Source organism: Gallaecimonas aegicerasi (genome assembly GCF_045291545.1).
Lineage (GTDB): Bacteria > Pseudomonadota > Gammaproteobacteria > Enterobacterales > Gallaecimonadaceae > Gallaecimonas.
Genome location: NZ_CP149514.1, coordinates 331991 through 344761 on the forward strand (window position 1 = coordinate 331991; position 12771 = coordinate 344761).

The 12771-nt window shown below is 56.0% G+C and carries 15 protein-coding genes; 14 read left to right on the plus strand and 1 reads right to left on the minus strand.

Annotated elements, in window-relative coordinates; all coding sequences use genetic code 11:
• Positions 1-4 precede the first annotated feature (4 nt).
• The 4 genes from trxC to WDB70_RS01650 all read left to right on the plus strand — a co-directional run bounded on the left by trxC (position 5) and on the right by WDB70_RS01650 (position 3414).
• Positions 5-433 (plus strand): thioredoxin TrxC, encoded by a 429-nt coding sequence (trxC, locus tag WDB70_RS01635; RefSeq protein WP_406665958.1) that lies wholly within the window; start codon positions 5-7, stop codon positions 431-433.
• 64 nt (positions 434-497) lie between these two features.
• Positions 498-1034, plus strand: coding sequence for a cytochrome b (locus WDB70_RS01640; protein ID WP_406665960.1), 537 nt, complete (start codon positions 498-500; stop codon positions 1032-1034).
• 51 nt (positions 1035-1085) lie between these two features.
• Entirely contained in the window at positions 1086-2552 is a 1467-nt protein-coding gene (locus WDB70_RS01645) for a SulP family inorganic anion transporter (protein WP_406665962.1), read from the plus strand.
• Between the two features lie 10 nt (positions 2553-2562).
• Positions 2563-3414 carry a universal stress protein gene (locus tag WDB70_RS01650; protein WP_406665964.1) on the plus strand — a complete coding sequence of 284 codons (852 nt, stop codon included), beginning with the start codon at positions 2563-2565 and terminating at the stop codon, positions 3412-3414.
• Positions 3415-3462: 48 nt separating this feature from the next.
• On the opposite strand, the gene nadC is transcribed toward WDB70_RS01650, so the two are convergent.
• A complete protein-coding gene (gene nadC, locus WDB70_RS01655; protein ID WP_406665966.1) occupies positions 3463-4311 on the minus strand; it encodes a carboxylating nicotinate-nucleotide diphosphorylase in 849 nt (282 codons plus the stop codon).
• Positions 4312-4565: 254 nt separating this feature from the next.
• Between nadC and WDB70_RS01660 the strand changes: the two genes are divergently transcribed.
• The 10 genes from WDB70_RS01660 (at position 4566) to pdhR (ending at position 12726) form a co-directional block, all read left to right on the plus strand.
• Entirely contained in the window at positions 4566-4979 is a 414-nt protein-coding gene (locus WDB70_RS01660) for a prepilin-type N-terminal cleavage/methylation domain-containing protein (RefSeq protein ID WP_406665968.1), read from the plus strand.
• 69 nt (positions 4980-5048) lie between these two features.
• Positions 5049-6761: a type IV-A pilus assembly ATPase PilB gene (gene pilB / locus WDB70_RS01665; RefSeq protein WP_406665970.1), complete on the plus strand. Its 1713-nt coding sequence runs from the start codon at positions 5049-5051 to the stop codon at positions 6759-6761.
• An 11-nt stretch (positions 6762-6772) separates the two neighbouring features.
• Positions 6773-8011 (plus strand): type II secretion system F family protein, encoded by a 1239-nt coding sequence (locus WDB70_RS01670; protein WP_406665972.1) that lies wholly within the window; start codon positions 6773-6775, stop codon positions 8009-8011.
• Position 8012: 1 nt separating this feature from the next.
• Positions 8013-8876 carry a prepilin peptidase gene (locus WDB70_RS01675; protein ID WP_406665974.1) on the plus strand — a complete coding sequence of 288 codons (864 nt, stop codon included), beginning with the start codon at positions 8013-8015 and terminating at the stop codon, positions 8874-8876.
• Positions 8869-9474: a dephospho-CoA kinase gene (gene coaE / locus WDB70_RS01680; protein ID WP_406665976.1), complete on the plus strand. Its 606-nt coding sequence runs from the start codon at positions 8869-8871 to the stop codon at positions 9472-9474. Before WDB70_RS01675 ends, coaE begins: the two co-directional genes overlap by 8 nt.
• Positions 9475-9512: 38 nt before the next feature.
• On the plus strand, positions 9513-10244 hold the full coding sequence (gene zapD / locus WDB70_RS01685; RefSeq protein ID WP_406665978.1) for a cell division protein ZapD: 732 nt from the start codon (positions 9513-9515) through the stop codon (positions 10242-10244).
• Between the two features lie 10 nt (positions 10245-10254).
• The gene (gene yacG, locus WDB70_RS01690; protein WP_406665980.1) at positions 10255-10422 is read left to right on the plus strand and encodes a DNA gyrase inhibitor YacG; all 168 of its coding nucleotides are present in this window, start codon (positions 10255-10257) and stop codon (positions 10420-10422) included.
• A 59-nt stretch (positions 10423-10481) separates the two neighbouring features.
• Positions 10482-11018: a 1,6-anhydro-N-acetylmuramyl-L-alanine amidase AmpD gene (gene ampD, locus WDB70_RS01695; protein WP_406665982.1), complete on the plus strand. Its 537-nt coding sequence runs from the start codon at positions 10482-10484 to the stop codon at positions 11016-11018.
• Complete coding sequence (ampE, locus tag WDB70_RS01700) at positions 11015-11815, plus strand: regulatory signaling modulator protein AmpE (protein ID WP_406665984.1); 801 nt, start codon at positions 11015-11017, stop codon at positions 11813-11815. Before ampD ends, ampE begins: the two co-directional genes overlap by 4 nt.
• Positions 11816-11946: 131 nt before the next feature.
• Complete coding sequence (gene pdhR, locus WDB70_RS01705) at positions 11947-12726, plus strand: pyruvate dehydrogenase complex transcriptional repressor PdhR (RefSeq protein ID WP_406665986.1); 780 nt, start codon at positions 11947-11949, stop codon at positions 12724-12726.
• Positions 12727-12771: the final 45 nt, after the last annotated feature.

Consider the following 12771-nt stretch of genomic DNA (forward strand, 5'->3'; position numbering starts at 1 on the left):
CATTATGGAACTGCTGTGTCCTTCCTGTCAGAAACTCAATCGCGTTGCCGATGACCGTCTGGGTGACGGCCCCAAATGTGGTGCCTGCAAAGCACCGCTGCTCGATGGCCGTGTGATGGCCCTGGACGATGGTAATCTGCGCCAGGCCATCAGTCGCCATGGTTTGCCATTGCTGGTAGATTTTTGGGCCGAATGGTGTGGCCCCTGCAAAATGATGGCGCCGATCTTTGCTGAAGTGGCCAGTGAGCTGGCCGGTCAGGTCAGCTTCGCCAAAGTGGATACCATGCAGGCGCCAGCGGCCAGTGGTAGCTATGGCATCCGTTCCATTCCAACCCTGATCCTTTTTCATCAGGGCCAGGAATTGGCACGGGTCAGCGGTGCGTTGCCAGCTGTGCAGCTTAAGCAGTGGCTGGCGCAGCAACTGGGGCGTTAAAAATCGGCTAAGCCTGTGTTAAGGCAAAGTCGGCATACTGCGGGTAGCCACAAGGAGAATACGCATGCTGAAAAACACGACTGAACGATACGGCTTTCCTGCCCGTGCATTGCACTGGTTGATGGCAGTGCTGATCGTGCTGTTGTTTCTGGTCGGGCTGACCATGGGCCTGCCGGAAAAAGGCAGCTGGCTGCGCGACACCATGAAAGACGGCCATGTCAATATCGGCGTGCTGACCTTTGTGTTGCTGCTGGTGCGTGCCATTTGGCGCCAGGTCAATCCCATTCCGGTTGCCGGGCTAACCCCACTCAATGCCAAGCTGGCGCACTGGGGCCATGTACTGCTCTATATTCTGATGGGCCTGTTGATGCTGGCCGGTATTGGTATTGTCATTACCCGCAGCGGCCCCACCGCCCTATGGTGGGGGTTCAGCCTGCCGGGCTTCGGCGGTAGCTTGCACCGTACTCTGGAAGAAGTGCACGAAGTGTTGGCCTGGAGCCTCATCACGGTCAGTGCCGGGCATGTGGTTATGGCGGTGGTGCATAAGCTGCAGGGCGACCTGTCGCAGCGGGGGATGCTGCGCCGGGGTGGGAACAGCTAGCCAAGAACTGTACAATGCCGCGCTTTGTTGAGTTGACCAAGGTAGTAACCCATGAGCTGGCGGCAACAGTGGTTTTCGAACCCCCGCAATGACATTCTCTCCGGGCTGGTGGTGGCCCTGGCGTTGATCCCAGAGGCTATTGCCTTTTCCATCATCGCCGGGGTAGATCCGAAAGTTGGCCTCTATGCCTCTTTTTGTATTGCTGTGGTCTCGGCTTTTGCCGGCGGCCGGCCAGCGATGATTTCGGCCGCTACCGGTGCCATGGCGCTGGTGATGACGACCTTGATCAAAGACTATGGCCTGCAGTACCTGCTAGCCACCACCATTCTTACCGGTGTTTTTCAGATCATTGCCGGGGTGCTGCGCCTGGGTGAGCTGATGCGTTTTGTGTCGCGCTCGGTGGTAACCGGCTTTGTTAACGCCCTGGCTATTCTGATTTTCATGGCGCAACTGCCAGAGCTGACCAACGTCACCTGGCAGGTCTATGCCATGACCGCTGCCGGCCTTGGCATTATCTACCTGTTCCCTTATGTGACCAAAGCGGTGCCTTCTCCGTTGGTGAGCATTCTGGTGTTGACGGCCATTTCCCTCTATCTGGGGCTGGATGTGCACCGGGTCGGTGACATGGGGCAATTACCAGATTCACTGCCGGTGTTTCTGTTCCCGGATGTACCGCTGAACTGGCACACCTTCACCATCATCGCGCCTTATGCGCTGGCGCTGTCGATCGTCGGTTTGTTGGAGTCGATGATGACCGCCACTATCGTTGACGATTTCACTGACACCAGCAGCGACAAAAACCGTGAGTGCCGTGGCCAGGGCATGGCCAACATCGCTGCCGGCTTTCTCGGCGGTATGGCTGGCTGTGCGATGATTGGCCAGTCGGTTATCAACGTGAAATCCGGTGGCCGAACCCGGCTGTCAACACTGGTGGCCGGGGTATTTTTGCTGATTTTGGTGGTGTTCCTTGGCAAGTGGGTGGCGCAGATCCCCATGGCGGCACTGGTAGCGGTGATGATCATGGTGTCCATTGGTACCTTTAACTGGGCTTCTATTCGCGATCTGAAAAAGCATCCACTGAGCACCAATATCGTCATGCTGTCGACGGTGGTGGCGGTGGTAGCGACGCATAACCTGGCGATTGGGGTCGGCATTGGTGTTTTGCTGTCAGCGCTGTTTTTTGCTAACAAAGTGGGCCGGGTGCTCTATGTGGGCAGCCAGCAGCAGGGCGAATGGCGCGAATATCAGGTGGTGGGCCAAATCTTTTTTACCTCTGCCAATAAGCTGGTTGACGCCATTGATTTCAAAGAAGCCACGGCGAAGGTGCGTATTGATGTCAGCCGTGCCCATTTCTGGGATCTGACCGCCGTTGAGGCGCTGGACAAGATTGTCATCAAACTGCGCCGGGAAGGCACGGAAGTCGATATTGTCGGCCTCAACGAAGCTTCTGCAACCTTGGTTGATCGCTTCGCCGTACATAACAAGCCGGAGGCCGTTGAACGGCTGATGGGACACTAAGGAGAAAAGGATGACCATGCACGTAATGGCCTGTATTGACGGCTCTGCCCACAGCGCTGCCGTTAGCCAATATGCCGCCTGGGCTGCTGGCCAGCTGCAAACGCCGCTGACGCTGCTGCACATTCTTGACCACCATCACGGCGAACATGCCGGTGACTTCTCCGGGGCCATTGGCCTGGGGGCACAAGAAGCGCTGATCGAGGAAATGGTGCGGCTGGACGAGCAGCGCTCGAAACTGGCTATGGCCCAGGGCCAGCAAATGCTTGATGGCACCAAGGCCAGCCTGGCCGATAGTGGCCTTACCATTGACTGTCGCCAGCGCCACGGTGAACTGGTGGCCAGCATCAGCGACATCGAAGCCGACATCCGGCTGCTGGTAGTGGGCAAGCGTGGTGCTGCCGACCACGCCCACGCTGACGAACTGGGCATGCATGTCGAGCGGCTTATCCGCGCCATGCATAAGCCAGTGCTGTTGACCCCGGCAGCCTTCAGCCAGCCCAGCTCGGTACTGGTTGCCTTTGATGGCTCACAAACCACCTGTAAAGGGGTGGAAATGGTCGCCAATAGCCCACTTTTTAAAGGGTTGCCCTGCCATGTAGTGATGGTGGCTGACAGCAACGCCGACAATCAGGCTCAGCTTGACTGGGCCCTGGTCACCTTGCGTGCGCAAGGGCATCAGGCACAAGGCGCCATTATCAGTGGCGATGTAGAAAAAGTGCTGAGCGACTACCAACAGCAGCACGAAACCGACATGCTGGTGATGGGAGCCTATGGCCACTCGCGGGTACGGCAGTTTTTGGTGGGCTCTACCACGACTGCGATGATCCGCCACAGCCGCACCCCGGTGTTACTGCTGCGCTAATAAAAAAAGCGGCCTAATGGCCGCTTTTTTTTATCGTTCTGCCAGTGCTCAGTCTTCAAAGCGCATCGACAGGTCAATGGCCCTGACATGTTTGGTCAGCGCGCCACTGGAGATGTAATCGACGCCGGTATCGGCAATGGCAATCAGGGCGTCGTCTGTTACATTGCCGGAGACTTCCAGCTTGCTTGCCGGGTGCAGCCGGTCACGTTCTTTGACGGCGGTACGCATATCGGCCAGCGAAAAGTTATCCAGCATGATGATGTCGGCGCCAGCCTGCAGTGCCTCAGCCAGCTCGGCGAGATTTTCCACCTCAACTTCAACCGGCTTGCCGGGCGCGATGCTGGCAGCCTGGGCTATGGCCTTGGCGATAGAGCCGGCGGCAGCAATATGATTTTCCTTAATTAAAAAGGCGTCATAGAGGCCAATACGGTGGTTTTTACCGCCGCCGCAGGTAACCGCGTACTTTTGCGCCTGGCGCAGCCCCGGAATGGTTTTACGGGTGTCCAGCAGCTGTGTCTGGCGGCCAGCGAGCTTGTTCTGGTAGTCACGGGTGGTGGTGGCGGTACCAGAGAGAAACTGCACAAAATTAAGCGCGGTGCGCTCGCCGGTCAGCAGCAGCCGGGCCGGGCCGGCCAGGGTGAAGAGGGTGCTGCCGGCGGCCAGCCAGTCACCGTCGGCGGCGCTAAAATGCAACTCCACTTCGCCACCGAGGGCGGCAAAGGTGGCTTCAACCCACTGGCGGCCACAAAATACCATGTCTTCACGGGTAATTACCCGTGCCCGGCGTAAGCTATCTGCCGGTACCAGCTGGGCGGTAATATCCATGCTGGCATCAATCTGGCCACCCAAGTCTTCGGCCAAGGCCTGTTGGACGGTCTGCATTATCGGGTCGCTCATCAAACAGCTCCTTGGCAAACGGCGCGCTATTGTAAAATGGCTGTGCCATCAATGTCATGTAAGCATTTACCTGCCAAGGGCTTAGGGGTATGCTCTGGAGAGAGTTACCGCCGCTGGCTGAGGATGATAAGCACCTCACAGACGGGGTAATTATATTTGACGCACCTCTTGGCTTTTGGCGGATGGGCGTTAATAATTTGTTCAGCCCAGCTTGCGGGCATGTTAAAACCGAATCGCATAAGAGGGGATTCACCATGAAGAAACAACAGGGTTTTACCTTGATTGAATTGATGATCGTGGTTGCGATCATCGGCATCCTGGCCGCTATCGCACTGCCGGCCTATCAGAACTACACCAAAAAGGCGAAGTTCTCTGAAGTTGTAGCTGCAACGTCGGCTCTTAAAACAGCTGTAGAGATTTGTGCACAGGACAAAGGTAGTGTCACTGGCTGTACTGATGGTCAGCACGGTCCTGGCTGGAGTATCGTCGCTCCTGATGCGAGTAAATATGTTGCGTCTGTAACTACCACTGATGGCACCATTACAGCGACTGCTGTAGCAACAGACGGACTCAATGGCGAAAATTACATTCTTGTGCCAACATTTGCTAATGGCCGAGTCAAGTGGGACACCAGTACAGGTACCTGCGTAGCCGCTGGAATTTGCTGATGTTTCTAGGCGCACTGCATATCTTGGAAAAATCTAACGTTCCAGTGCGCCTACCTTTAATTTGATATAATGTCCGGATTCCTTCCTGTTGCCAAAGGCACCTTGGCGCTGCTACTGCGTCGAGGCAAAATCAACCAAAGTACGGCTGAAGCTCTGTTAAAGGAACACAGCTCCGGGTTGATCCCGCTGTTTGATGTGCTCAAACGCTCCGAACTCAGTGCCGCCGATTTTGCCGCGTTTTTGTCCGAGCAGTTTGGCCTGCCGGTCTTTGACCTCAGTAAGTTCGACCTCGATACCATTCCCAGTACGCTTTTGAATGAGCAGCTTATTCAAAAGCATTCTGTGCTGCCGCTGTTTAAAAGAAAAAACCGCCTGTTCATTGCCACTGCCGACCCGTCTAACCAGCAGGCGCTGGAAGACTTTCGTTTTAACCTGCGTCTGCCCACCGAGGCGGTGTTGGTTAATGCCGATGAACTGGCCAAGGCCATCGATAAACTGCTGGAAAGCTCCGGTGGCAGCCTGGATATCGGTGATGTCAAAGACGATGAACTGGCTGATCTGGCAGTAGATGACCCGGAAGAGCGGGAAGCGGAACTCAATGCCAGCGGCAAGGAAGACGATGCGCCCATTGTTATCTATGTGAATAAAATTCTCATGGATGCCATTCGTAAGGGCGCCTCGGATCTGCACTTTGAGCCTTATGAAAAACACTACCGCATTCGCTTTCGTATCGACGGTATTTTGCATGAAGTGGCAGCGCCGCCGGTAGCGGTTGCCAGCCGCCTGGCGGCCCGTATCAAGGTCATGTCGAAGCTCGATATTGCCGAGCGGCGTATTCCGCAAGACGGCCGTATTAAATTGCGTTTGAGCCGCAAAAAAGCCATCGATTTTCGGGTCTCAACCCTGCCAACCCTGTGGGGCGAGAAAATCGTTATGCGTATTCTCGACTCCAGCTCGGCGCAGCTGGGCATAGATATGCTGGGCTATGATCCGGAACAAAAGCAGATGTACCTGGAGGCCTTGAACCGGCCGCAGGGCATGATTCTGGTAACCGGCCCCACCGGCTCCGGTAAAACGGTGTCGCTCTACACCGGCCTTAATATTCTCAATACCGAAGAGATTAATATTTCCACCGCCGAAGACCCGGTTGAAATCAACTTGCCGGGGGTGAATCAGGTGCAGATCCACGCCAAGGCGGGGATGACCTTTGCCTCGGCCCTGCGCTCGTTTTTGCGTCAGGACCCGGACGTGATCATGGTCGGGGAAATTCGTGACCTGGAAACGGCTGAAATTGCCATCAAGGCGGCGCAAACCGGTCACTTGGTGCTGTCGACTTTGCACACCAACTCGGCTTCGGAAACCCTGACCCGTCTGGTCAATATGGGCGTGCCACCCTACAACATTGCCTCCAGTGTCACCTTGGTTATTGCCCAGCGGCTGGGGCGGCGTTTGTGCCCGTCCTGCAAACAACCGGAAGAATTGCCAAAAGACGAGCTGTTGCGCCAGGGTTTTTCGCCGCGGCAAATTGAAGAAGGTTTTACCCTTTACCGGGCCGTGGGGTGCAGTGAGTGCACCGGTGGTTACAAAGGGCGAGTGGGGATCTACGAAACCATGGCGATGAGTGAGTCGCTGGCGAAGATCATTATGGAAGGTGGTAACTCGCTGGATATTGCCAGCCAGGCCCAACGTGAGGGCGTTAAAAACCTGCGCCAGTCGGGCCTGGAAAAGGCGCGCCAGGGCGTGACATCGCTGGCCGAAATTAACCGCGTTACCAGTTACTGAGGGAAGGGCTTATGGCAACGGCAACAAAGCGCAAGGTGGATACCGTCAAGCTGGATGTCTTTACCTGGAAAGGGGTTAACCGCCGCGGTGAAAAGGTGCAGGGTGAGATCACCGGTGCTCGTATCAACGAGGTCAAGGCACAGCTGCGCACCCAGGGGATCACTCCCAAGGAAGTCAAACGCAAACCCAAACCACTGTTTGCTTTTGGTTCGAAGGTGGAACCTGCTGATATTGCTGCAATAACCCGGCAACTGGCCACCATGCTGGCTTCCGGGGTGCCCTTGGTGCAGTCGCTGGACATTATTGCCAAAGGCTACAAAAAAGATGCGGTGCGGGAGATGATGATCAAAATCAGCGCCGATGTGCAAAGCGGTACTTTACTCTCTGAAGCGCTGGGTAAATACCCGCTGTATTTTGATTCTTTATATCGCGATCTGGTGGCGGCAGGGGAGCACGCCGGTGCCATGGAAACCATGTTTGATCGCATTGCCATCTACAAGGAAAAACAGGAAGAACTGAAGTCGAAAATCAAAAAAGCGCTATTCTACCCGGCGGCCATTGTCTTTGTGGCCATTGTCGTTATGGCCATTTTGCTGATTTTCGTGGTGCCGCAGTTCGAGGACATTTTCCACTCCTTTGGCGCCGAGTTGCCGGCGTTCACCCGCATGTGGATCAGCCTTTCGCACATCGTGCAAAGTTCCTGGTATATCCTGCTGGCGGTGCTGATTGCCGCCGGTTTTACCTTCCGTGCCATGCACCGCCGCTCCCAGAAAGTGCGCGACAATACCGATAAGTTTTTGTTGCGCATTCCCATTATCGGCCCCATTTTGCATAAATCCTCACTAGCCCGTTTTTCCCGTACCCTTTCAACCACCTTTGCTGCGGGTGTGCCCTTGATTGATGGCCTGACCTCTTCGGCTGGCGCCTCTGGTAATGCCTTATACCGCGATGCCATTTTGAAAGTACGCCGGGAAGTGGAATCAGGGATGCAGATGAACATTGCCATGCGTACCACCCAGGTTTTCCCGGAAATGCTGATTCAAATGGTGTTGATTGGTGAAGAATCCGGTTCAATCGATCAAATGACCAGCAAGGTGGCCAGTATCTATGAGCAGGAAGTGGATGATGCTGTCGATGGCCTGATGAGCCTGATGGAGCCGGCCATCATGATTGTACTGGGGCCCATCATCGGTGGCCTGGTCATTGCCATGTACTTGCCAATCTTCCAGCTGGGTAATGTGGTGAAATAAGTTGTTAGACAATGCCATTGCTTTTTGGGGCCGTGACGCAGTGGCGTTCACGGCCCTTGTCTTGGGGCTGGGGCTGCTGGTCGGCAGCTTTCTGAATGTGGTGATTTACCGGCTGCCGGTAATGCTGACCCGGCGCTGGCAGGCGGAGAGCCGGGAACTACTGGAGCTGGAACAACCAGCCAGTGAGCGCTTTAATCTGTTGCTGCCCCACAGCCATTGCCCCAGCTGCCGTGCCAAAGTTGCCTGGTACGACAACATTCCGCTGTTGAGCTGGCTGCTGCTGCGTGGTAAATGCCGCCACTGTCAAACATCAATCGCCGTGCGTTACCCACTGGTAGAGCTGAGCTGTGGCTTGCTGTCGGCGGTGGTCGCCTGGCACTACGGCGCCAGCAGCTTCACCTGGGCGGCGTTGCTCTTTACCTGGGTGTTGTTGGCACTGACCTTTATCGATGCTGACACCATGCTGCTGCCGGACGATTTAACCTTGCCCTTGCTGTGGGGGGGGTTGCTGCTGAGTCTCTGGGGCGGGCTGGTCAGCCCGGCAGAGGCGATAACAGGAGCGGTGATAGGGTATCTGGTTCTGTGGTCGGTGTATTGGGCCTTCAAGTTACTGACCGGTAAAGAGGGTATGGGCTACGGCGATTTCAAGCTGTTAGCCGCACTGGGCGCCTGGCTTGGCCCCTGGATGTTGCCACAAATCATCTTGCTGTCTTCACTGTTCGGGGCTGCCTGGGGTATTGCCAGCGCGCTGAAAAAAGGGAACCAGCCGATGCCTTTTGGCCCCTTCTTGGCGGCCGCTGGCTGGGTTGCCTTGATCTGGGGGCAGGCCATTAACAACTGGTACCTGGGGCTGCTCAGTGGCTGATTTTATTGTCGGCCTGACCGGCGGTATCGGTTCCGGTAAAAGTACCGTGGCCACGCTGTTTGCTGACAACGGAATTGCTCTGGTGGATGCCGATGTGGTTGCCCGGCAGGTTGTCGCCCCTGGCAGCCAGGCCCTGGCGGCGATAGCAGAACACTTTGGCCCCACAGTGTTGCAGGCTGACGGCCAACTGAACCGCGCCGCGCTGCGTCTTCAGGTGTTCAGCGACGAAGCGGCGCGACAGTGGCTAAACCAGCTGTTACATCCGCTTATTCGTGAACAGATGCAGCAACAGCTCGCTGCCGCCACGAGCCCTTATGTGCTGTGGGTGGTGCCGCTGTTGCTGGAAAATGGTCTGAACCAAGACTGTGATCGGGTACTGGTGGTGGACGCTCCCGCCGATACGCAGCGTCAGCGTGTATTAGCACGTGACGCCAGCGCTGATGCCGACGCTATTATGGCCCGGCAGCTGTCTCGCCGCGAACGACTGGCGGCGGCTGACGACATCATTGATAACAGCGGCACACCCGACGCTCTGGCTGAACAGGTAGACGTTTTACATCAGCGCTATCTGTCGTTAGCAGCGCAAAAAAGGCTATGATAAAAAAGCCATTCTGAACATGCTCTGGACATTGGCCTGTGCCGTTTGAATTCCCGCTAAACGAAAAATTTCGGGCCTATTTGCGCCTTGATCATTTGCTGACCCGGCTCTTTGCCGAGGCAAATGAGGCGCGTTGGCCTTTTTTCCGTGCTTTGTTTGATGTGCAGGATGTCTTGGAGCGGGGTGACATCAAAGCTGAGCTCATTAAAGATCTGGAGCGAACGCTTGAGCAGTTAGGCCGCTGGGCCAGTATGCCAGGCGTGGACAGCGCGCGCCTGGCAAGCCTGTCCGATGCCCTGAGTGAACAACGCCAGTGGCTGCTGGCGCAGAGTCGGCTAGGCAGTGCCTGGCGCAGTGAACCGCTGCTGATGGCGCTGCGCTCGCGCTTTTCCGTGGCCGGGGGCGATGCCGCCTTTGATGTACCGCAACTGGGTTGCTGGCTGGCCCGTGAAGCAACAGTGCGGCAAGCCGATGTGGGCGCCTGGCTCAGTGCCGTGGAGCCGTTGGCACAGGCGCTGGCATTATTTTTAAAACTGGTGCGTGAAGGTGGCCGCAAAGACAAAGTGCAGGCCCGTAATGGTTTTTACCAAGGCAGCGCTGAGCACTTGGTACTGCTGTTGGTGGGCGATCTCAGCCCGGATCTTTACCCCAGTGTCTCAGGCCACCGCGGCCGTTACACTATCCGCTTGATGCGCCTCGGTGACGATGGTGAAAGCCTGCCGGTGGCAGAAGATCTGCCACTGACCTTGTGCCATTGCAGTTGGTCTTGAGGAGAACAAGATGAAAGTTAAATGCCCGACGTGTCAGCATGAGCTGACGTGGTCAGAAGATAACCCTTTTCGGCCCTTTTGCTCGAAGCGTTGTCAGCTAATTGATTTGGGGGAATGGGCTAGTGGTGAAAAGGCCATTCCTACCGACGAGCGGCCTGCCAGTATTGAGTTTGAATAGGTCGTAATTTCAACAGTTTGCTGTGCTAAAGTGGCAACAGATGTCAAAGGAGCTCAGCTTTGGACTGGTACCCCGGCGCCCGCCGCCTGCTTTCGCCACACAAAGACGCCCGGCCTGATGGCGTAACCCCGGATTTGCTGGTGTTGCATAACATCAGCCTGCCACCGAATCAGCCCGGGGCTGAGGCCATCAGTGACTTTTTCCTTGGCCAGCTCGATACCGGCAGCCACCCCTGGTTTGCTCGTCTGCATGGAGTGCGGGTCAGCGCCCATTTTCTCGTTTGTCGTGATGGCGAAATCAGGCAGTTTGTGCCGCTGCAGGAGCGTGCCTGGCACGCGGGTAAATCGACTTTTCTTGGCCGTGAAAACCTTAATGACAACAGTATCGGCATAGAGCTAGAAGGCGCCGACCACATGCCTTTTAGTGCTGCCCAGTACCAGGCTTTGGCCATGCTTTGCCGGTGGTTGCTGGCGGAGCTGGCACTGCCGGCTGATCGTATTACTGGCCATGAAACCATTGCCCCGATGCGCAAAACTGACCCGGGCGCCGGTTTTGATTGGCTGACCTTCTACCATACTCTGGAGTCATCCTCATGATGTTGATCACCCTGCTGGTGCTGCTGGCACTGGATCGGGTCACTATGCTGCCGTTGGCATGGCAATACTCAGCACTGCTGGCCAAACTGCCACAACGGCTGCGAGAGCCGGCGTTGTCATTACCACTACTGACTTTGGCGTTGCTCGCCTTCGCGTTGCTGGTGGATTTATTGATGGGAGCTCTGCCGGGGATACTGGCCTGGCCGTTGACGGTGCTGCTGTTGTGGTTGACGCTTAATACAACCCAGGTACGGCTGGATTACCGGCGTATGCTGAACGCCTTTTCACGAGGCGATCTGGAAGCGGCAGATCTTTGTTCTGAACAACTGGAACAGCCATTGACCTCCGAGCATTATCAAGGCCGCCAGCGTACTCTGATGGCATTGTTGTGGGCCAATTATCGCCATTATTGTGCGGTGATGTTTTTTTACGTAGTAGCCGGCATTGGTGCGGCATTGGCCTACGGGCTATTGCGCTATTGGCAAGACCAGCAGCAAGCTGAGCCGCGCCGCTTAATCAAACTGGCGGATTGGTTGCCGGTACGGCTGACAGCCATGGGCTTTGCGTTTGTTGGTCATTACTCACGGGCGATGCCGTTATGGTTGGAAGGGCTGTTACGCCACCCCAATGACAACGAAAATTACCTTGGTGAAGTGGCTCTGGCGGCGGAAGAAGTGGATGTGTCGGATCCTCGCAGCCAGCAACCGGTACTGTGCCTGGTGGCCCTGGCCAAGCGTAATCTGCTGTTCTTCCTGACCCTGGTGGCTATCCTGACCCTGTTCGGTTGGCTGGTATGACCAATTTCATAGCAAGCCGATAACATCTCTGATGAGCTGATCTCACCCTCCAGTCTACTGAATGGACAGCGATTCTGGCTTCTGCTAAGGTGTGTCCATTCTTTAGGCTATTGGTAATACCAATTTACAGCATGGCAGGCTATCAGCGTATTCGTCAGCCCCGTATCGCCGATGTCATCAAGGAGCAGCTGGAGAAGCTGATCCTTGAAGGCACTTTGGCGCCGGGCCAAAAGCTGCCACCGGAGCGAGAGCTGGCGGTGCAGTTTGACGTGTCGCGCCCATCCGTGCGTGAAGCCATTCAAAAACTCGAATCCAAAGGCTTGCTGGTACGTCGTCAGGGGGGCGGTACTTTTGTCAGCCAGGATATCTATGGCGAGCTGGCCAACCCGCTGTTCGACATGCTGGCCAAGCACTCCGAAGGGCAGCTGGATCTGCTGGAGTTTCGTTATGCGCTGGAAGCCATGGCGGCTTACTACGCGGCGCTGCGTGGCACCAATACCGACTTTGCAGAAATTCGTGCGGCCTATGTTGAGGTGGAAAGTGCCCATGCCAACAGTGATGTCGCCCAAGAAGCCCGCGCCATTACCCGCTTTCATGAACTGGTAGCGCAGGCCAGCCACAATGTGGTGATCCTGCACCTGTTTCGGGTCATGAAGCCGATGCTGGTGGCCAATGTGCAACAAAACCTTGAGATGCTATACCAGCGGGCCAGTGCCCCTGAGCATGTGGGTCAGCATCGTAAATATTTGCTGGAATGTATTGTTTCCGGCAAACCCCAGGAAGCACGCCAGGCCTGCGAACAGCACCTGGCCTACCTGGAAGAAACCCTGTTGGATATTCGCCGGGAGCAAAGCCGTTTACAGCGGTCATTGCGCCGGCTGCAAGGCAAACCGTCTAACTCGGCCAGCTGAACTATGGTTTAGGTCGCAGACGATTTTCGTTTAATCACTACAGAG